Genomic DNA, 18016 nt, shown 5'->3' with positions numbered 1-18016 from the left:
AAGTCATGGTACTCGGCACCACCGACACGGGTCTCCAGTGTTCGCTGAAGGCGCGCGGATGCACCAGGTCGCGCCGCCCGGCCTACTCGCCGCCGTACACGTGCGGCTGCAGCACGATGATGTCGCGCAGGTGGCGGTACTGCTCGTCGTAGTCGAGGCCGTAGCCGACGACGAACTCGTTGGGAACGTCGAAGCCGACGTAGCGCACGGGCACATCCGACTTGAGCCGCTCCGGCTTGCGCAGCAGCGTGCAGATCTCGACGGATGCAGGGCCGCGCGATTCCAGGTTCTGCTTGAGCCACGACAGCGTCAGACCGGAGTCGATGATGTCCTCGACGATGAGCACGTGGCGGCCCGTGAGGTCGGTGTCCAAGTCCTTCAGGATGCGCACGACACCGCTCGACTCGGTGCCGGAGCCGTAGGAGCTCACGGCCATCCAGTCCATCTTCAGCGGGATCGTCAGCTCGCGCGACAGGTCGGAGACGACCATGACCGCGCCCTTCAGCACGCCGATGAGCAACGGCTCGCACTCGGCGTAATCAGCCTCGATGCGGCGGGCGATCTCAGCGAGCTTCGCCTGGATCTCCTCTTCCGTGATGAGGACTTCGCGGACGTCGTTCGGGATATCAGTGGCGCGCATCCTGGCTCCTGGGGTGTTTCAGCGCTCGAGAAGACGAACGTGGTGTGCGGCGGAACGGGTGAAGCTAGGCGGTCTCGTCGAGGTGGTCGTCGTGCGCGGAAGCCGTCGCACCGAACAGGATGCGACCCTTCTCGCGCTCCACCCGGATGCCGGGGAGATCGACCGGGCCCTGACCGCGCCACTCGGTCGCGAGGGCCGTGACGGCCATCGTGTGGCGACGCGTCAGCGAGACGCCGAAGCCCTGCTCGGCGACGATGCGGCAGATCCGCTGGCGCAGCGCGGGCGGCTGCGCGACGATGCCGCCGACGTCGAGGGAGATGCGGCCGTCATCATCGGTGTTCACGATCTCGTGCGCCCACTCGAGGGCAAGCGCATCCAGCGTCTCGGAGTCCTCGCGAAGCGTCGTCGCCGTGCGGGCGAGCGCCTCGGAGATGCCGGGGCCAAGCTCCTTCTCGAGGAGCGGCAGCACCGTGTCGCGCACGCGGACTCGCGTGTACGCGGGGTCGCTGTTGTGCGGGTCGATCCACGGAGTGATGCCCTGGTCCTCGCACGCCTGAACCGTCACCTGGCGGTGCAGGCCGAGCAGCGGGCGCAGCAGCGTGCCCGTGACGGGCGCCATGCCGTGCAGGCTCTTCGCGCCGGAACCCCGAGCGAGGCCCAGCAGCACCGTCTCGGCCTGATCGTCAAGCGTGTGGCCGAGCAGCACCCAGGATGCGCCCGTCTCGACGCGCACGGCCTCGATCGCCTCGTAGCGGGCCACGCGGGCGGAGGCCTCCGGGCCCGCACCAAGGTCCTCGACGTTCACGCGCACGACGCTCACCGGGGCGAGGCCGAGCTCAGCCGCCTGCTCCGCAGCGTGCTCGGCGATCTTCGCCGAACCCTCCTGCAGGTCGTGGTCGATGATGATCGCGCCGGCCTCGACTTCGAGGCGCTTGGCCTCGAAGACGGTGGCTGCGGCAAGAGCAAGGGAGTCGGGTCCGCCACTCAGGGCGACGAGCACACGATCGCCCTTTTGCACACGCCCGAGGAGCGAACCACGGACGGCTCGGCGAAGGTCGGCGACTGCTGGAGTGAGGCGAGGGCGATCTGACACAGGTACAGCCTAAACGCGCCCGCGCGAACCGTCACGCTCGGAGCCGCAACAAGCACCGACCGAGGGGCGGCGAGGCGCGGGAGCTGGCAGGAGGCTCAACGCTTGCGGCCGAAGAGGAAGTAGGAGATGGGGCCCACGAAGTTCACGAGCGAGAACGCACCCCACGCGAGTCGCGACCCGCGAACCTGAGTCGGCTTGCGCCGGACGAGACTCAGAAGCGCGGCGGCGAGCAGCGTGAACTGCACACCGGCGACAAGAGCCGTGCCGAGCGACAGCACATGCGGAAGCGCCTGACCCGTCCCCTCCCGAAGCGGGATGAACGGATCGAGATGCAGCGCTTCCTTGAGATCAGCCATGCAGACCAGCATGCCACGATCCATCACCGCCGCTCCAGCCGAGCGTCACAGCGCGAAGCGCAGACGGCCGTCACCGTCGGCCCCGACGGAAACGGCGCATCCGCACCCCCAACCGAGACGCATCCACTACCCTGAACCCGAACGAGACCAACGGTTTCGTGCGGCGAGCAGCGCCCCACAGGGCCCCGCGACGCTCGCCGACAAGCCACACAGAATGAGCGCCGCCAGGCGCAACGAAGGAGCGCCATGGGCAGCTACGACGTCGTCATCGAAATCCCGCGCGGAAGCCACAACAAGTACGAGGTCGACCACGAGACCGGCCGCGTCTTCCTCGACCGCGTGCTCTTCACGCCGTTCGTGTACCCCGTCGACTACGGCTTCTTCGAGCACACCCTCGCAGACGACGGCGACCCCCTCGACGCGCTCGTGCTGCTCGAGTACCCGCTCTTCCCCGGCGTCGGCCTCAAGGTGCGCCCCGTCGGCGTGCTCAACATGGCAGACGAGGCAGGCGGAGACGACAAGATCCTCTGCGTCCCCGCGAAGGACCCACGCTGGGCCAAGATCCAGGACCTCGGCGACGTCGACGACTCCACCAAGGACCAGCTCAAGCACTTCTTCGAGCACTACAAGGACCTCGAGCCCGGCAAGTGGGTCAAGGTCGAGGCCTGGGGCGACGCAGCCGCCGCCGAGGCGATCATCGAGCGCTCCATCGCGCAGTACAAGCCAGCCGAATAGGCGCCGTTCGCCGGTTCGTCCGGCGACAGGCTGACGAGAGCCCCGCATCCACCGTGGATGCGGGGCTTCTTCGTGCGCCCGGTGCGGCTGCGGCTGTCCAACATGAGTGCGATATCGGGGATCTGCTGCGCCCAAGGCCCAGAATCGAACGAAATCGCACTGATGTTGGACAGATATCAAGCGCGCGGGTCGTCCCGCGGGTCGGCGCCGAGACGTGACACGCAGAAGGGCGCCTCCCCGCCGAAGCGAGGAGCCGCCCTTCTGCTCGCGCTGGGCTCAGCCAGTGCGGGTGTGGATCAGTAGTAGTAGATGCCTGCCGAGGCGAGCCACGGCTTCGGGTCCATCAGGGTTCCCCAGTACTTCAGCTCGAAGTGCAGGTGGCAGCCCGTGGAGGACCCGGTGGTTCCGGCGTAGGCGAGCACGTCACCGGCGTTGACGGTCTGGCCGACGTAGACGTTGATGCCGCCGTCCATGATGTGCGAGTAGGAGACCTGGGTGCCGTTGCCGAAGTCGAGCACGACGTGGTTGCCGAACCCGCCGTTGTAGCCGGCGTAGGTGATCGTGCCGCTGTGCACTGCGTAGAGCGGGGCTCCGCAGGTGCCGCCGTTGACGCCGAGGTCGAGGCCGTTGTGCATGCGGTAGGTGCCGAAGATCGGGTGCAGGCGCATGCCGTACTCGTCGGTGACGACGCCGCTGCTGATCGGTCCGTAGTAGCCGGCCAGCACTCCGCTCGGGGTCTCCGGAGTGGTCGGTGCGACGACTTCGGGCTCGGGTTCGGGTTCCGGTTCGAGCTCGACGTCAGGCTTCTGCGGCTCCTCGGGGAGGATCTCGATGTCGGGCTTCGTGGGGTCGGGGTCGGGCGCCGTGGTCGGCGCGGTCGTCGGCTCCGGCTCTGGTGCCTGCGTCGGCTCCGGGGCCTGCGTCGGCTCCGGCGCCGTGGTCGGTGCCGGCGCCGTGGTCGGTGCCGGCGTGACGGGGTCGGGGTTCGGGGCGGGCGACTCGGCGGGAGCGGTCGGCTGCTGCGGCGCGACCGGCGCGGTCGGGTCGGCCGTGGCCGTCGGCGGGGCAGACGGCTGGCGAGGAGGTGCGGCCTGCGCCGGCGGGCGCAGCGATTCCGGGGCGACAGAAGGATCGGTCGGGTCGGCTGGCGCGAGCGGGGCGGATGCCTCTGGCACGTCGGTGGAGATGTCGGGCTTGGCCGGCGCCTGGACGCCTGCTGCCTCAGCGTCGGCGACGGCCTGCTGGTACGCCTCTTCCTGGTAGGCGGCCGCGGCTTCTGCACGCTCGCGGTTCGTCTGCGCGACCTGCTCCTGGCGGAGCTTCTCGCCGGCTGCGTAGTCGCTGGCGGTGACGTCGCGCTTCTCCTTGAGCGGCGCGAGCATGGCCTGGAGGTCGGCCTTCTTGTCGTCGGCGAGGTACTTCTCGTTCTGGAGGACAACCTGCTCGGCCTGCGCCGCGTCGAACTTGGTCTTCGCGTCGGCTTCGAGCTTCGCGAGCTCGTCGTGCGCGGTTGTGGCCTGCGTGCCGAGGACGTCTGCCGTGTTCTTCTCGGTGACGGCCTGGTTGTAGATGCCGTCGGTCTGCTCGGAGAGCTTGCTGATGGTGCCGAGCTGGTAGAGCAGCGTGTCGGCGTCGCCTGGGTTGAGGAAGAGAGCGAGCTTGGGGTCGCCTGCGCCGCGTGTGCTCATGGCGGCAGCCAGCTGACCGGCCTTCTCGCGTGACGTCGCGGCCTTCTCTTCGGCCGCATCCGCCTGCTCCTGCAGGATCGTGACCTCGGCGAACTTCTCGCTCGACGCGGTCTGCGCCTTGCCGTGCTCTTCGCCGGCGGCCTGCGCTTCGGCGGCTGCTGCGGATACCTTCGCGTCGAGGTCGGCGATCTGCTGTTCGATCTCGCTGATGAGCGATTCCTGGCGATCGACGTCGCCTTCAGCTGCGACGACGTCTTCCCACGTGGCGTAGTCGTCGTCTGCAGCGAATGCGGGGCCAGCGGAGAGTGCAAGCGCGGCCAGCACGGCGGCGGATGCTGCGCCCACGAGCGGGGTACGCCAGCGGTCGCGGAGTCGCAGGGGCTTCCGGCTCCTGGTGGCGGGCATTCGCTCTCCTCGTGATGGATCTTGGGTGCGGAACGAGGCGGACGCCTCTGCGGCAACGCGAGACTGCATTTACCACTGCAGTCACTCGTTTCACACCAACAACACGAGAAACAGTAACAAGTTTGTCAACATCTGCCTAGCGCGTCACAGAGACCCGGGTGAGGAAACCTGTACCGGGTCGCTGAGTGGGCCGGAATCCCGCGCCTCGTGGGGAACATCCGGATACGAGGAAGCCTGCGCGCGCACCCGACCACGCGCCGTGCGACACGCCGAACGGACCGCGATGCGGCACCGGATTTGCCGCGAGGCGAAAACGCCCCTATGCTCTTCTCTCGGTAGTCAAGTCAGCTACAAGCACTCGGCCCCATCGTTTAGCGGCCTAGGACGGCGCCCTTTCACGGCGTTAACACGGGTTCGAATCCCGTTGGGGTCACGGTCGTGACAACACCAGGTGCTGGGATGCTGTACATTGAACTGTCGCAATCGAATACGGATGAATCAGCCCAGGCTGAGACACCACAGTAAGGCCCTGTAGCGCAGTTGGTTAGCGCGCCGCCCTGTCACGGCGGAGGTCGCGGGTTCAAGTCCCGTCAGGGTCGCCAAGCATCTTGCCCTCTTCTCGAAGAGGGCAATTTGCAACGGCGACGAACAACAGTGCGTCGCCACGAGGCAACAGCCTCCGGCTCTGTAGCTCAGTTGGTAGAGCGCACGACTGAAAATCGTGAGGTCACGGGATCGACGCCCGTCGGAGCCACTGAAACCCCGCCTAGCTTCTACATGGCGGGGTTTCTTTGCGTCCGCGGGGGCACTCGGCGGTGCACGCGGCGAGCCCTGCCTCTCGTGAAGCCGGCGCGCACGTAGCGCTCGAGCAGCGCATCCGTCGCCGCGGCCGCAACCAGGACCGAGCCCGGCGGAGCGTGCTCGATCAAGCGCCTCGCGAGCATCACCGCAGTCATGCGGGTGCCGGGGAGCTGCGCGAGGGCGGCGACCATCCACCTCTCCCCCTTCGGGGTCTCCGGTCCGGACGCCGAGAGCGTCGTCCCTCCCGGCTGCACCAGCGCGATGACAGCGCCGACGAGCAGCGCCGCGTAGACGAGCATCCCGAGCAGGAGCACGAGCATGGTGTCGAACAGCAGGATGCAGGCCACCCAGAGCACAAACGCCGCGGCCGTGACGAGCCCGACGACCAACCCGTCCAAGATCGGTCGGCGCCGCGCGAACAGCACCGTCCCCGTGCGCGACGCGTCGAGGTAGAGCCCGCCTCGAAGGGTCATCGGCAGGATCGAGAACGCGTAGATCGGCACCGACAGCACGGCCAGGGGCGTGTTCGGGGTGGATGCGCGCGCTGAGATCCACGCGGCGCGCGGCAGATCGCGGAGGGTCGACGGTCGGGGAGCCTCTTCGGGGGAATGTGGGGGCATCCGGACCAGGCTAGCGAGCCGCATTCCGCAGAACCTCGTCTGCGCAATCCCCTCGGCGCTGGCATCCACGCGGGGAACGCATCTTCTTCGCGCAACGAGGATGCACTTTCCGTATGGATGCCGAGGCAGACGCCGCGAACCCGCGGACCTCGCCGGGCGGGCGCATCCACACGGAGGATGCATCTTCGTCGCGCAACGAGGATGCGTTTCTCGTGCGGGTGCATGCGGAGGCGGGCAAGCAGGCAGGCGGCGAGGGGTGATGTCAGGCTGTGACGTTGACCGTGATCTCGTGGTGGCCGGTGGCGCCGTCCGGGACGACGTTGGCGCGCGCATCCGTCTGCACCTCGCCGTCGCTCGACGTCGCGCGGACGCGCACGGAGTGCTCGCCGGCGGGGGCATCCCAGTCGAGCTTCCACTGCAGCCACGTGTCGTCGGAGATGGGCGCGGCGAGCTGCGTCGGCATCCACTCGCCGTCGTCGATCTGGACTTCAACGGCTTCGATGCCCGTGTGCTGCTGCCACGCGAACCCGGCGATCGTCGTCGGCCCCGCGTTCAGGCTTCCGGCACTGGGCACATCGATGCGCGAGCCGATCTTGATCGGCCCCTCGGCACTCCATCCGCGGTCGGTCCAGTACGCGTTGACCCGGTCGAAGCGGGTGACCTCGAGGTCGACGACCCACTTCGTCGCCGACACGTACCCGTACAGGCCCGGCACGACCATCCGCACCGGGAAGCCGTGCTCGGCGGGGAGCGGTTCGCCGTTCATGCCGACCGCGAGGATCGCGTTGCGGTCGTCGGTGAGCGCCCCGATGGGGGTGCTGGCGGTCCAGCCGTCGGCCGACTTCGAGAGCACCATGTCGGCGTCCGCCTGCGGACCCGCGCGCTTGAGCAGCTCCCGGAGGGGGTAGCCGAGCCAGAGGGCGTTGCCGATGAGGCCGCCGCCGACCTCGTTGGACACGCACATGAGGGTCGTGATGCTCTCCTCGAGCGGCAGGGCGAGCAGCTCGTCCCAGGTGATGGTGACCTCGTTGTCGACGAGGCCGTGGATGCGCAGCGACCAGCCCTCAGGGTTCACGAGCGGCACGCTGAGGGCCGTGTCGATGCGGTAGAAGTCGGCGTTCGGCGTGACGACAGGCGGGAGGCCCGGGATGTCGAACTGCGCGCCCGCGGGGACGGCTGCCGCCTTCACCGCGGCAGCTGGCAGGGCGATCGCCTCGCGGACCGCCGTGACGGCGCGAGTTCCGGCAGAGAGCGCGGCACCCGAGGCCGCCGCGATCACGCCGACGACGAGGGATGCCCCCGAGTAGATGAGGAAGCGGCGGCGGTCGACACCGGCCGGCGTCGCGGTCGACTCGACCTCGACGCCCGCTGACCCCTCCGTCTCCGACACGCTCGCAGCCGCGCGTCCCGTCGCGCCGACGGCTGAGCCTCGCGCGACGGCGACGACGACGGCCGACTCCCTCGAGCGCTGGCGGGCCCGCTGCTCAGCATCGGCGAGCGTCTTCGCGAGGAACTGCAGCGTCAGCACAGCCACCACCATCGCGAGGAGCGGCGGCACGGTATCGAGGGGCGAGAACGGGGTGCGGGTAGCGACAGCCACAGCGCCGATCGCGGCGATGAGCCCGATGAGGACGCGGCCCCACGGCGGACGAGCTCGTTCGAGCACGCCGGCAATCGCCGCGACGACGAGCAGCACGACCGCGACGAGCGCGATGAGGGCGATCTTGTCGGCGGTCCCGAAGAGCGCGATCGCCGTGTCCTTCGCCCAGGGCGGCGCGAGGTCGATGAGCAGGGCACCCACCGCGACGATCGGGCTTGCCGTGGTCTGCAGGAACGCGGCCGTAAGCTCGCCGAGGCCGACTCCGAGCGCCGCCGCACCGATTCCGGCGAGGCCGGCGGGGGCTGCGCCGCGGAGGCGTCCGCGACGCGATTGAGCCACTGCGAGGCTGGGTTCGGAGGACATGGCGGACACGGTACGCGCGCCAGACCCGGCCGGGCTGAGTGCCAGTGGATTGCGTGAATCCGCTGTGAATGCCGCCCGCCTCGTGACCCGGATGCCGGCGGCGGCGAGGCGCCGCGGGTGCGGTCGCGGATGCGGCCTGACAGACTAGAGGCTTTGTGCCGCCTCTCCTGGCGCACGAGTATCCGGCGCCGCCCCCGACCCCGGCGCCCGAGAAGGGCCGGTTTGTCAGCGCTCAACGTCCTCGTCAATCTCCTCCGAGGCGCGCTCATCGGCGTGACGGAGATCATCCCGGGCGTCAGCGGCGGCACCATCGCCTTGCTGATCGGTGTCTACGAGACCCTCATCGACTCAGCTGGCCATCTCGTGCGCGGCGTCGTGCGAGCCGCCGTCGACACAGTCCGCGGTCAGGGCCTGCAGCGCGCACGCGAGCACTTCGCGCAGGTGCGCTGGGGCGTCGTCATGCCGGTCGGCATCGGGATGTTCCTCGCGATCGTCGTCGCCGCACGCATCGTCGCACCCCTCGTCGAGGCGCACCCCATCGCATCCCGCGCGCTCTTCGCAGGGCTCATCGCCGTGTCCCTCATCGTTCCGGCCCGGATGCTCGGAGCCCGCTGGCAGGTGCGCGACTACGCGATCGCGGTCCCCGCCGCCATCCTGAGCTTCGTGCTGACCGGACTCCCGTCTGCGAACGACGCCGACCCATCCCCAATCGCCATCCTCGTCTCCGCCGCCGTCGCGGTGTGCGCGCTTGTGCTGCCCGGCGTCTCCGGATCCTTCGTCCTCGTCACGACGGGCATGTACGAGCCGACGCTGCGTGCCCTCAACTCGCTCGACTTCGGCTACATCGCACTCTTCGCGATCGGCGCCATCACGGGTCTCGCGCTCTTCGTGCAGGTGCTGCTGTGGCTCCTCACCAAGCACCGCCGCGTGACCCTCGCCCTCATGACGGGCATCATGGCCGGGTCGCTCCGCGCCCTATGGCCATGGCAGAGCGAGGACCGCGAGCTGCTCTGGGCATCTGGCGACGTCGTCGGCCCCGCTCTGTGGTTCCTGCTCGGTGCCGCGATCGTGGGCGCACTCCTCATCGCAGAAGGACTGCTCGTCCGGCGAGCCCTGCGCACGGCACCAGGCGCACATCCGACACCCTGACCTGACCCTGCCGCGCTTCGGCCCCCGAAACCCACAGGCCCGCGCAGTGTCGGTGGCGCTCGCTAGCATGCGTGACGCATCCACTCGACAGCAGGGAAGTGCCTGATGAGCCTCGTTCCATCGGATCCGTACGCATCGCAGCCCGAAGACGACGCCTTCGGCTCGTCCAACGCGAACCACGGGCCGTCCTCGCCCGCCGCCGGCTGGTACCCGGACCCAACGGGCCGGCAGCGATACTGGGACGGCGCCCAGTGGGGGCACTACGCACCCACGCAGGCACCAGCCGCCAACGCACCCGTGCTCTACCAGCAGACGGTCGTGGTCAGCGGGGGCAAGGAAGTCGGCATCACGTACGTGCTCGCGATCTTCCTCGGCGGACTCGGCATCCACAACTTCTACCTCGGGCGCACGGGCATCGCCATCACGCAGCTCGTGCTCTACCTCGTGGGATTCGCGACGTCCTGGCTCGGCATCGGCCTGCTCCTCATCTTCGGCGTCGCGATCTGGGTCATCGTCGAGCTCTTCCTCATCCCGCAGTTCGTCCGCGAAGCCAACGCGCGCCTCGCGGGGGCTGGCGCGTACACGGCGAACCAGGGATACGGGCCCGCCGGCGGCGGGCAGCACCCAGGTCAGTACTAGCGCGCGGGTCAGCGGCTCCCCGTCACGACGACGCGAACAGGCCCTCGATGGGGCCGCGCGCGAAGTAGATGAGGAAGCCGACGGCGACGATCCACAGCAGCGGCGACACCTTGCGCGCCTTGCCCGTCAGCGTCTGCACGAGCACCCACGAGACGAAGCCCGCCCCGATGCCGTTCGCGATCGAGTACGTGAGCGGCATGATCACGATCGTCAGGAACACCGGGAGGGCGACAGAGAAGTCGTCCCACCTCAGCTCGCGCACCTGCGACACCATGAGCACACCGACGACGACCAGCGCTGCGGCCGCGACCTCGAGCGGGACGATCTGCGTCAGCGGCGTGAAGAACATCGCCAGCAGGAACATGACACCGGTCACGACGCTCGCGAGGCCCGTGCGGGCGCCCTCGCCGACGCCGGCGGCGGAGTCCACGAAGATCGTGTTCGACGAGCTCGACGTCGCGCCACCCGCGACCGCCCCGATGCCCTCGACGACCAGCGACGACTTGAGGCGAGGGAAGTTGCCCTGCCCGTCCTGCAGGCCGGCTTCACGCGTGAGCCCGGTCAGCGAGCCGACCGCGTCGAAGAAGTTCGTGAACACCAGCGTGAAGACGAGCATGACGCCGGCCAGGATGCCGATGCGCTCGAACGCACCGAAGTCGAACGCGCCGATGAGGCCGAGGTCGGGCACCGAGACGATCTGCGTGGGCAGCATCGGCACGTTGAGCGACCATCCGCCCTCGTTCTCGAACGCCGGGCCGAGCTTCGTGACCGCCTCGACGATCACCGCGACGACGGTCGTGCCGACGATGCCGATGAGCAGCGCGCCCTTCACACGACGGGCCATGAGCACCCCCATCACGATGAGGCCGATCACGAAGATGAGCGTCGGAACCGTCGTCACCGAACCGCCCACACCGAGCTGCACGGGCGGCGACGCGTTCCCCGAGGACGTGACGAAGCCCGCATCCACGAGCCCGATGAACGCCAGGAACAGGCCGATGCCCACCGTGATCGCCGTCTTCAACTGCGGCGGCACGGCGTGGAAGATCATCTCGCGCAGGCGGGTCGCCGACAGCACGACGATGACCAGGCCGTTGATGACCACGAGCCCCATGGCCTCGGCCCAGGTGACCTGCTGCACGACGTTGACGGCGAGGAAGGAGTTGATGCCGAGGCCGGCCGCGAGACCGAACGGCAGGTTCGCGATGACACCGAACAGGATCGTCATGACGCCGGCCGTGAGACCAGTGACGGCGGCGACCTGCGACGCCTGCAGCCAGCCACCCTCGACGTCGAGCGTCGCCTGATCCTGCGAGAATCCGCCGAGGATCAGGGGGTTCAGGATGACGATGTACGCCATCGTCATGAACGTGACGAGGCCACCGCGAATCTCGCGCGGCACGTTCGAGCCGCGGTGCGTGATCTCGAAGAACGTGTCGAGGCGCTCCTTGAACGTCGACCCGCTGCCACGTCTCGTCGGCGCGACCTGCGTCGCACGCGTTGGCGTCGCAACGTGCCCGCCGTCGCCGCCTCCCGCCTGCTCGTGGTCGACTGCGGACTCGTGGCTGTCGCTCATGCGGCTCCCCTGATCGTGCTGCTCGCGGTACAGAGACAAGCGTAGCCAGCGCGCGGAGTGCCCGCGGCTGCTCAGCCACGCCCCCGACCCCGATCTCGCGGCCACGCCGACACCGGCCTCCACACCTACGCGCGCGTACTCTCGCGGCCGGCCCGCAAACTTCGGTGACAGATGACACCTTTCGATCGTTTCGGCGGCCGATCTGGCCCAGTTATCACCGAAATTTGCGCACGGCGGCGGTCTACCGATCCCCTAATCTCGTAGAGGTCACGCGCCGATCCCCCGCGCAGGCCGATCCCCGCCGAACGACCTGGAAGCGAGACCGCTGTGGCACTGCCCTGGAAACTGCACGGAGACGGAAAGAATGTCCCCGCAAGCGAGATCGTGCTGCCCGAGGAGCGCCTGACCTGGCCCCGCACCATCGGACTCGGCGCTCAGCACGTCGTCGCGATGTTCGGCGCGACGTTCCTCGTTCCGCTGCTGACGGGCTTCCCGCCGTCGACGACGCTGCTGTTCTCTGGCATCGGCACGATGCTGTTCCTGCTCATCACCCGCAACCGAGTGCCCAGCTACCTCGGCTCGTCGTTCGCGTTCATCGCGCCGATCCTCGCGGCCGTCGCCTCCGACGGGCGGGGCGTCGCCCTGGCGGGCATCATCGTCGTCGGCGCGCTCCTCGCGATCGTCGGCCTCGTCGTCAACCTCGCCGGCACCCGCTGGATCAACCTCCTCATGCCACCTGTCGTCGCGGGCACGATCGTCGCGCTCATCGGCTTCAACCTCGCCCCTGCGGCAAAGAACAACTTCGAGGCGTCACCACTCGTCGCGTCGGTGACACTGCTGACGGTCATCGTCGTCGCGGTCGCCTTCAAGGGCATGGTCGGGCGGCTGTCGATCCTCATCGGCGTCATCGTCGGCTACATTGTGGCCGCGTTCATGGGCCAGGTCGACCTCGCGGGCCTCGACGATGCCGCGTGGATCGGCCTGCCCACCTTCACGGCCCCGGTCTTCGCCGCCGAGCACCTGCTCGTCTACCTGATGTTCGTGCCGGTGGTGCTCGCGCTCATCGCCGAGAACGTCGGCCACGTGAAGGGCGTCGGGCAGCTCACGAACCGCAACCTGGACCCGATGGCCGGCCGAGCCCTGCTGGCCGACGGCCTCGCGACGGTGCTCTCCGGTTTCGGCGGCGGCTCCCCCACCACCACGTACGGCGAGAACATCGGCGTCATGTCGGCGACCCGCGTCTACTCGACGGCCGCCTACTGGGTCGCCGCGCTCGCCGCGATCCTCCTCGCCCTCTCCCCGAAGGTGGGTGTGCTCATCGCGAGCGTCCCGGCGGGCGTGCTGGGCGGCATCACGACGGCCCTCTACGGCCTCATCGGCATCATCGGCGTGCGCATCTGGCTCGAGAACAAGGTCGATTTCTCGTCCCCCACGAACCAGTTCACGGCGGGCGTTGGCCTGATCGTCGCGATCGGCGACTTCACGATCAACAGCGGCCAGGTGACGTTCGGCGGCATCGTCCTCGGCACCGTGGCGACGCTCGTCGTCTACCACCTGATGAGCGGCATCGCGAAGCTTCGCGGCTCCGACGTCGATGAGGCCGGCGACGACCTCGTCGCTGGGGCCGACGGGGCAGCGGATGCGGAGCGGGCCGCGCGGTAGCCGGCACGTGCAAGCTGCGCGGTTGCGTGCCTCCACCACCGCGCGTTCCTCGCCCACGGCCGCGCAGCCCGGCCCGTAACGACCCAGACCCGCCCCTCCGCCCGCGCCGAGATCTCCAAAGTGGACGTGTGGTCGTCAAACTCGAAGTTTGACAACCACACGTCCACTTTCGACTCCCGGGGCGGGATGCGGCGCGAGGGGCGGCGCGGGGCGCTCGGGGGCGTGCGCTGCGACGCGGGGCACCTGCGCGGAGAAGTCGAAGCATCCGGGACTGGTGCGGGACGCATCCGCCTGTCACTATCCAGCCATGAGCACCATCGACCCGGTCCAAGCACGAAGGGCGAGAGCGACGCGCCGCATGGGCAGTCCTCGGACGCTCGCGCAGCTCTGGGCTGTCGGCGTCCTGCTGTTCCTGCTGGGTGCCCTGCTCGGATTCGGGCTGATCGCCGAGCGGAACTCCGGTCGCCAGATGGCCCTCGGCATCCGCGACTTCGAGGCCGAGCCGTGGATCAACGACGCCTGGTACGCACTCCCCGCCGCGTTTGTCCTCCTTCTCGGCGCGCTCCCCCTCTCCTTCCTGGTCTACGCGAACCTCATCGGCGATCCGCGTCCGCTGCCGCCCATCGACCCGTTCACGATTGCGCTGGCGGGCACGACGGCCGGGCTCGTCGCGTTCGCGGGCCTGTGGACGCAGCCGCGGCGTGTCGGGTCCACGCTCGACGAGCACTTCGACACCGTCGACGCCTGGTCGTCCGCCGCGTGGGTCTCCTACTGGCTCCCCGTGTGGCTCCCGGCACTCGCTGCAGCCCTCACCGTCGTCGCCTTCGTGACGTGCAGGCTGCTCCGACGGCGGTCCTCGCGGCGCCTGGATGCGGTGCGGCGGATGCTCGCGGCGGGTCACCCGACGCCTGGCACGGTCACCGAGGGGGTGGAGATCTCGCCGGGCACACGCACCATCGCGTCGTGGCGCTTCACGTACGCCGACGCCCGGGGCGTTCAACGCTGGGTCAAGCGGACCAACGCCTTCGACTGGAGCACGGCACCCAAACCGGGGCAGCGCGTTTGGGTACTGTTCGATCCCGCGCATCCCGACGACACGTCACGGATATTCGTCTCGAGGTCGTCGCCGGACCGAGCGGAGGACTACGCATGAGCACCGTCGACCCGGCCCGGACGCACGCGCTACGGGCCGCGGTGAAGGCGCGCCGGGTCGGCAGCCCAGGCGCGCACGCAGTGCTGCTGACGCTCGACGCGGGGCTCGCCGTCGGCGGGTTCCTCGCCGCCGTCGGGCTCAGCTCGCTGTTCGCGATCGAGCAGATGGAGCGCGGCAGCGGCTTCCGGGTGCTCGCGCTCATGCCACTGCTCATGCCGGTGGGCATCTTCGTGTCGCTCGGATTCCTCATCGCGCAGGCCGCGGGGCGCCGCACCTACACGGGCGCGTCGGACTTCACACGCGCCCTGGCAGACGGGCAGCCAATCTGGTTCGCGGGCGCCGCGGTTGGCGCGTGGGCGTCGCTCGCAGCCCTGATCGCCGGAACGAGCGTGAGGCCCCTCGTCCTGTTTCTGAATGAAGACGGGACTCCTGTCGTGGACGACTCACCGTGGACGCTCACCGTTCTCCCCTGGGTGATACCCGTCGCGCTCACCGTCCTGCTCGCCCTCTCGGTGTGGCGGCGCGTCGCCCGCGGTCGGCGCGACCGTCGCACGGAGTCGACGTTCGAGACGATGTTCGCGAGCGGGACGCGCACCTCCGGCGTCGTCACGCAGGGCGTCGAGCGTCCGCGCGAGAGCGCGCGCGTCGTCAGCCGCTGGACCATCCAGTTCACCGACCACCACGGGCAGACCCGCTGGACCACACCATGGGGACTGTTCCACGAGGACTCACTGCCCGGGATCGGTGACCAGGTCACCGTCATCTACGACCCAGCGAGCCCCGGAGACGAGCGCCGCCTCTTCATAGCCCGTGTGCATCCCGAGCGTCCGGAGTCGTACCGGGTGCATAAGCCACCGTTCCCGTTCGGTGCGTGAGGTGCGGGCTGCGCCGTGTTCTCGCTGGCGCAGGCCGCCAACGTCAGCCCGCGCGTGCATCCGCACGGCAAATGCATCCTCCCTGCGCCACGAAGATGCGTCTGCCGCATGTTTGCGGGCGGATGGCGCGCGTGCGCGGCGGTCCGAGGACGGCCGCGTCAGACCAGCGCCCCCTCGAGCGCGTCGAGCCAATCGCCCCAATAGGCCTTCCAGAGCTCGATCTCGTCGAGCACCTGCAGCTTCTCGTGCATGATGGCGAGCTTGGTACGGCCATCCGCGGTGGCGTCGAACGTGAACAGGAGCCCGCCGATCGACTCCCCGTCACATGCAATCAGCACCTTGTAGGTCTTCGACGCGACCTTCGACCGGAACTCCGTCTCGAAGCCGAGCAGCGCATCCCGGTTCTCGTCGTCGGCGACGAGCGAGCGAAGCACCTCGCGGTCAACAGGAAGCGTGCGCGAGCGGTTGGCGGTGAACGTGCCGTCCGCCATCTGCCCGGCGAGGCGCCGGCCCGTCATCCGCTCGAAGCTGACCGCAATGCCCTGGCTCCACCAGCCGTTCTGCTCGGAGTTGGCCATGACCCACTCGACGATCCGCGGATGCGCGGCGTCGCGCCCCACACCGGCGTCGATCGCGTCGATCCAGTCATCCCAGCCCTGCCCCGTCTGCGCTCGAATCGCTGCGTCGGAGTGCATCGGCTGCGCAACCCAGTCGTGGCGGGATGCTGCAGCGGATGCCTCGCGAGCGGACGCGGTTTCCGTTCCCGACACTTCGGCACCGGATGCCGCGCTGCCGGGCTTCGAGCTTGGCTCGGCGGGTGCATCCGCTCCGCCACCGAGCAGTCCCGCACGCCGCGCAAGCGTCTCGTCGCGCCGTTCTCGCAGCTGCGCGCCGACGGCCCCTGAAATTTCAGCACGTGATCTCACGTCGCATCCCCTCGTTGCGGCCAGACTACTCAGCACTCCTCACCGCCGCTCATCACTCCTGAGCGGCGAGGTCGGGCGTGAGGTGATGCCCGCAGCCGCATCCCGCAGCCTCATCGCTGCCAGCCAAATGGCCCCACTCCGGCGACGCGCCCCATCGCTGCCAGCCAAATGGCCGAAATGGGGGCTCCAAAGGGGCCACTTCGCTGGCAGCGTTTCTCAAGCCGCGGCCGCGCGACACAGTTGCGACAAATGCATGCTCCTGGGCGCGAGAGCCTGCACTCGCCGCAGATGTGCGCAGACCGATCCGGGTGGTGCGCTGGCAGAGCCGGGTGGTGCGCTGGCAGAGCCGGGTGCGCACTGGCAGAGCGGATGGCGCACCGGCAGAGCCGCGTGACAGGCTCCGCCGCCCACCTCCGAGGGCACGGGCGCCCGCTCCGGGTCACCATCCCGACCCAATTTGGCAGCGCTACTGGTAGCGCTGCCATTTTTGGGCTAGTGTCACGAAGCAAGCTGGCGATCAGCCCCTGACCTCCCTCAGACGGCCAACCCCACACACCTCCATCGCCAGCAGCACCCGCCAGATTTCAAAGGAGAAATCATGCACTCTCGTCGACCCACATCGCGCTTCAGGATGGGTTCAGCACTCGTCGCCGCGGCCTCGGCCGTGGTCCTCCTCGCCGGATGCACCAGCGCACCAGCTGAAGGCGGCGGCGGTTCCGCAGGCGGCGAGGACGGCAAGTTCGTCATCGGCTTCCAGCAGCCCCTCGGCGGCCAGGCCTGGCGCGAGATGGGCCTCGCCTCGCTGCAGGCCCTCGCCAACTCCCCCGAGTACGTCGACAAGGTCGAGCTGAAGATCGTCCGCACCGACGACAACGACGCGGCCCAGCAGAACGCCGCCATGCAGAACCTCATCGCCGACGGCGTCGACCTCATCCTCTTCGACCCCGCCTCCTCCAGCGGCGCAGACCCCGCCATCGCGCAGGCCACGGCGCAGGGCATCCCCGTCATCGCCAATGGCGGCCCCTACGAGAGCGAAGACGTCTACACGGTCTCGACCGACTGGGCGAGCGCCGGAACCATCGGCGCCGAGTGGCTGCTCGAGAACCTCACCGACAACAAGGACGTCGCGGTGCTCGAGGGCCTCGCCGGCGTCCCCCTCAACGAGGGTTCCATGCCCGGCGTCATCGAGGCGCTCGAAGCCGGCGGCGCATCCGTCGTCGCGCAGGACACCAACGGCTGGAACGAGGCCACCGCGCAGGAGTCGATGGCGAACATCCTCCGCTCCAACCCCGACATCGGCGGCGTCTACTCGTTCCTGACCGGCGGCCAGGGCGTCGCTGAGGCCTACAAGGCCGCGGGCATTCCCTTCGTTCCGACAGTCGGAGGCTCCGGCTACAACGGCGAGGCGTGCGCGCTCGTCGAGTACGGGCCAGAGGGCTACTCGGGCAACATGATCTTCGGCCAGCCGGCGATCTACGCCAAGGGCCTCGAGCAGGCCGTGAAGCTCCTCGACGGCGAGGAGATCGAGCGCGAGCAGTTCTTCCCGCCGCTCGAGATCACCACCGAGAACGCCGCCGACTACTGCCTCGAGGATCGCCCCGCGAACTTCCAGCTCGGCTACGACTTCCCCGGCCTCGACCTGAAGCTCGAGGACGTCATGGAGTACTACTCCGGCTCCTAGCCGGCCCCGGTGGCCCTGCTCGGCAGGGCCACCACCTGCTCCCAGTCGCATCGA

Annotated in this window: 16 protein-coding genes and 3 tRNA genes; 11 read left to right on the top strand and 8 right to left on the bottom strand. The window is 69.0% G+C overall.

Annotation, left to right across the window (positions count from 1 at the left end; translation table 11 throughout):
- Positions 1 to 82: 82 nt before the first annotated feature.
- The 3 genes from hpt to C5C17_RS02110 all read right to left on the bottom strand — a co-directional run bounded on the left by hpt (position 83) and on the right by C5C17_RS02110 (position 2089).
- A complete protein-coding gene (hpt, locus tag C5C17_RS02120; RefSeq protein WP_104251707.1) occupies positions 83 to 640 on the bottom strand; it encodes a hypoxanthine phosphoribosyltransferase in 558 nt (185 codons plus the stop codon).
- A 64-nt stretch (positions 641 to 704) separates the two neighbouring features.
- A complete protein-coding gene (gene tilS, locus C5C17_RS02115) occupies positions 705 to 1733 on the bottom strand; it encodes a tRNA lysidine(34) synthetase TilS (protein ID WP_104251706.1) in 1029 nt (342 codons plus the stop codon).
- 95 nt (positions 1734 to 1828) lie between these two features.
- Positions 1829 to 2089 (bottom strand): PLDc N-terminal domain-containing protein, encoded by a 261-nt coding sequence (locus C5C17_RS02110; RefSeq protein ID WP_104251780.1) that lies wholly within the window; start codon positions 2087 to 2089, stop codon positions 1829 to 1831.
- A gap of 246 nt (positions 2090 to 2335) precedes the next feature.
- Here C5C17_RS02110 and ppa point away from each other — a divergent pair, with 246 nt between their 5' ends.
- Positions 2336 to 2824, top strand: a complete 489-nt coding sequence (gene ppa / locus C5C17_RS02105; RefSeq protein WP_068479635.1) for an inorganic diphosphatase — start codon at positions 2336 to 2338, stop codon at positions 2822 to 2824.
- A 296-nt stretch (positions 2825 to 3120) separates the two neighbouring features.
- On the opposite strand, the gene C5C17_RS19060 is transcribed toward ppa, so the two are convergent.
- Complete coding sequence (locus C5C17_RS19060; protein WP_104251705.1) at positions 3121 to 4917, bottom strand: peptidoglycan DD-metalloendopeptidase family protein; 1797 nt, start codon at positions 4915 to 4917, stop codon at positions 3121 to 3123.
- A gap of 360 nt (positions 4918 to 5277) precedes the next feature.
- On the opposite strand from C5C17_RS19060, the gene C5C17_RS02095 reads away from it, so the two are divergent.
- From C5C17_RS02095 to C5C17_RS02085, 3 genes are all read left to right on the top strand, one after another.
- Positions 5278 to 5350 (top strand) — tRNA-Glu (locus C5C17_RS02095).
- Positions 5351 to 5442: 92 nt separating this feature from the next.
- Positions 5443 to 5519, top strand: a tRNA-Asp gene (locus C5C17_RS02090).
- A gap of 79 nt (positions 5520 to 5598) precedes the next feature.
- Positions 5599 to 5671 (top strand) — tRNA-Phe (locus tag C5C17_RS02085).
- Positions 5672 to 5690: 19 nt separating this feature from the next.
- Here C5C17_RS02085 and C5C17_RS02080 read toward each other — a convergent pair.
- Positions 5691 to 6338, bottom strand: coding sequence for a hypothetical protein (locus tag C5C17_RS02080; protein WP_104251704.1), 648 nt, complete (start codon positions 6336 to 6338; stop codon positions 5691 to 5693).
- A 113-nt stretch (positions 6339 to 6451) separates the two neighbouring features.
- Here C5C17_RS02080 and C5C17_RS18460 point away from each other — a divergent pair, with 113 nt between their 5' ends.
- Entirely contained in the window at positions 6452 to 6598 is a 147-nt protein-coding gene (locus C5C17_RS18460; RefSeq protein WP_181028435.1) for a hypothetical protein, read from the top strand.
- A 2-nt stretch (positions 6599 to 6600) separates the two neighbouring features.
- Here C5C17_RS18460 and C5C17_RS02075 read toward each other — a convergent pair whose 3' ends face one another.
- Positions 6601 to 8301, bottom strand: coding sequence for a molybdopterin-dependent oxidoreductase (locus C5C17_RS02075; protein WP_104251703.1), 1701 nt, complete (start codon positions 8299 to 8301; stop codon positions 6601 to 6603).
- Between the two features lie 222 nt (positions 8302 to 8523).
- Between C5C17_RS02075 and C5C17_RS02070 the strand changes: the two genes are divergently transcribed.
- On the top strand, positions 8524 to 9450 hold the full coding sequence (locus C5C17_RS02070; RefSeq protein WP_258065812.1) for a DUF368 domain-containing protein: 927 nt from the start codon (positions 8524 to 8526) through the stop codon (positions 9448 to 9450).
- A gap of 105 nt (positions 9451 to 9555) precedes the next feature.
- Complete coding sequence (locus tag C5C17_RS18835; protein ID WP_104251701.1) at positions 9556 to 10089, top strand: NINE protein; 534 nt, start codon at positions 9556 to 9558, stop codon at positions 10087 to 10089.
- 22 nt (positions 10090 to 10111) lie between these two features.
- Here the strand turns inward: C5C17_RS18835 and C5C17_RS02060 are convergent, their stop codons facing one another.
- Entirely contained in the window at positions 10112 to 11665 is a 1554-nt protein-coding gene (locus C5C17_RS02060; protein WP_104251700.1) for an NCS2 family permease, read from the bottom strand.
- A 327-nt stretch (positions 11666 to 11992) separates the two neighbouring features.
- On the opposite strand from C5C17_RS02060, the gene C5C17_RS02055 reads away from it, so the two are divergent.
- From C5C17_RS02055 to C5C17_RS02045, 3 genes are all read left to right on the top strand, one after another.
- A complete protein-coding gene (locus C5C17_RS02055; RefSeq protein ID WP_104251699.1) occupies positions 11993 to 13327 on the top strand; it encodes a uracil-xanthine permease family protein in 1335 nt (444 codons plus the stop codon).
- 307 nt (positions 13328 to 13634) lie between these two features.
- Complete coding sequence (locus C5C17_RS02050) at positions 13635 to 14480, top strand: DUF3592 domain-containing protein (RefSeq protein WP_146079047.1); 846 nt, start codon at positions 13635 to 13637, stop codon at positions 14478 to 14480.
- Entirely contained in the window at positions 14477 to 15355 is an 879-nt protein-coding gene (locus C5C17_RS02045; RefSeq protein WP_104251697.1) for a DUF3592 domain-containing protein, read from the top strand. Before C5C17_RS02050 ends, C5C17_RS02045 begins: the two co-directional genes overlap by 4 nt.
- A 158-nt stretch (positions 15356 to 15513) precedes the next feature.
- On the opposite strand, the gene C5C17_RS02040 is transcribed toward C5C17_RS02045, so the two are convergent.
- A complete protein-coding gene (locus tag C5C17_RS02040; protein WP_146079046.1) occupies positions 15514 to 16281 on the bottom strand; it encodes a hypothetical protein in 768 nt (255 codons plus the stop codon).
- A gap of 598 nt (positions 16282 to 16879) precedes the next feature.
- Here C5C17_RS02040 and C5C17_RS02035 point away from each other — a divergent pair.
- Positions 16880 to 17962, top strand: coding sequence for a substrate-binding domain-containing protein (locus C5C17_RS02035; RefSeq protein ID WP_104251695.1), 1083 nt, complete (start codon positions 16880 to 16882; stop codon positions 17960 to 17962).
- The last annotated feature ends 54 nt before the right edge of the window (positions 17963 to 18016 follow it).

Source organism: Pseudoclavibacter sp. RFBA6 (assembly GCF_002931575.1).
GTDB lineage: Bacteria > Actinomycetota > Actinomycetes > Actinomycetales > Microbacteriaceae > Pseudoclavibacter > Pseudoclavibacter terrae.
This window is presented reverse-complemented; position numbering and strand designations above follow the sequence as displayed.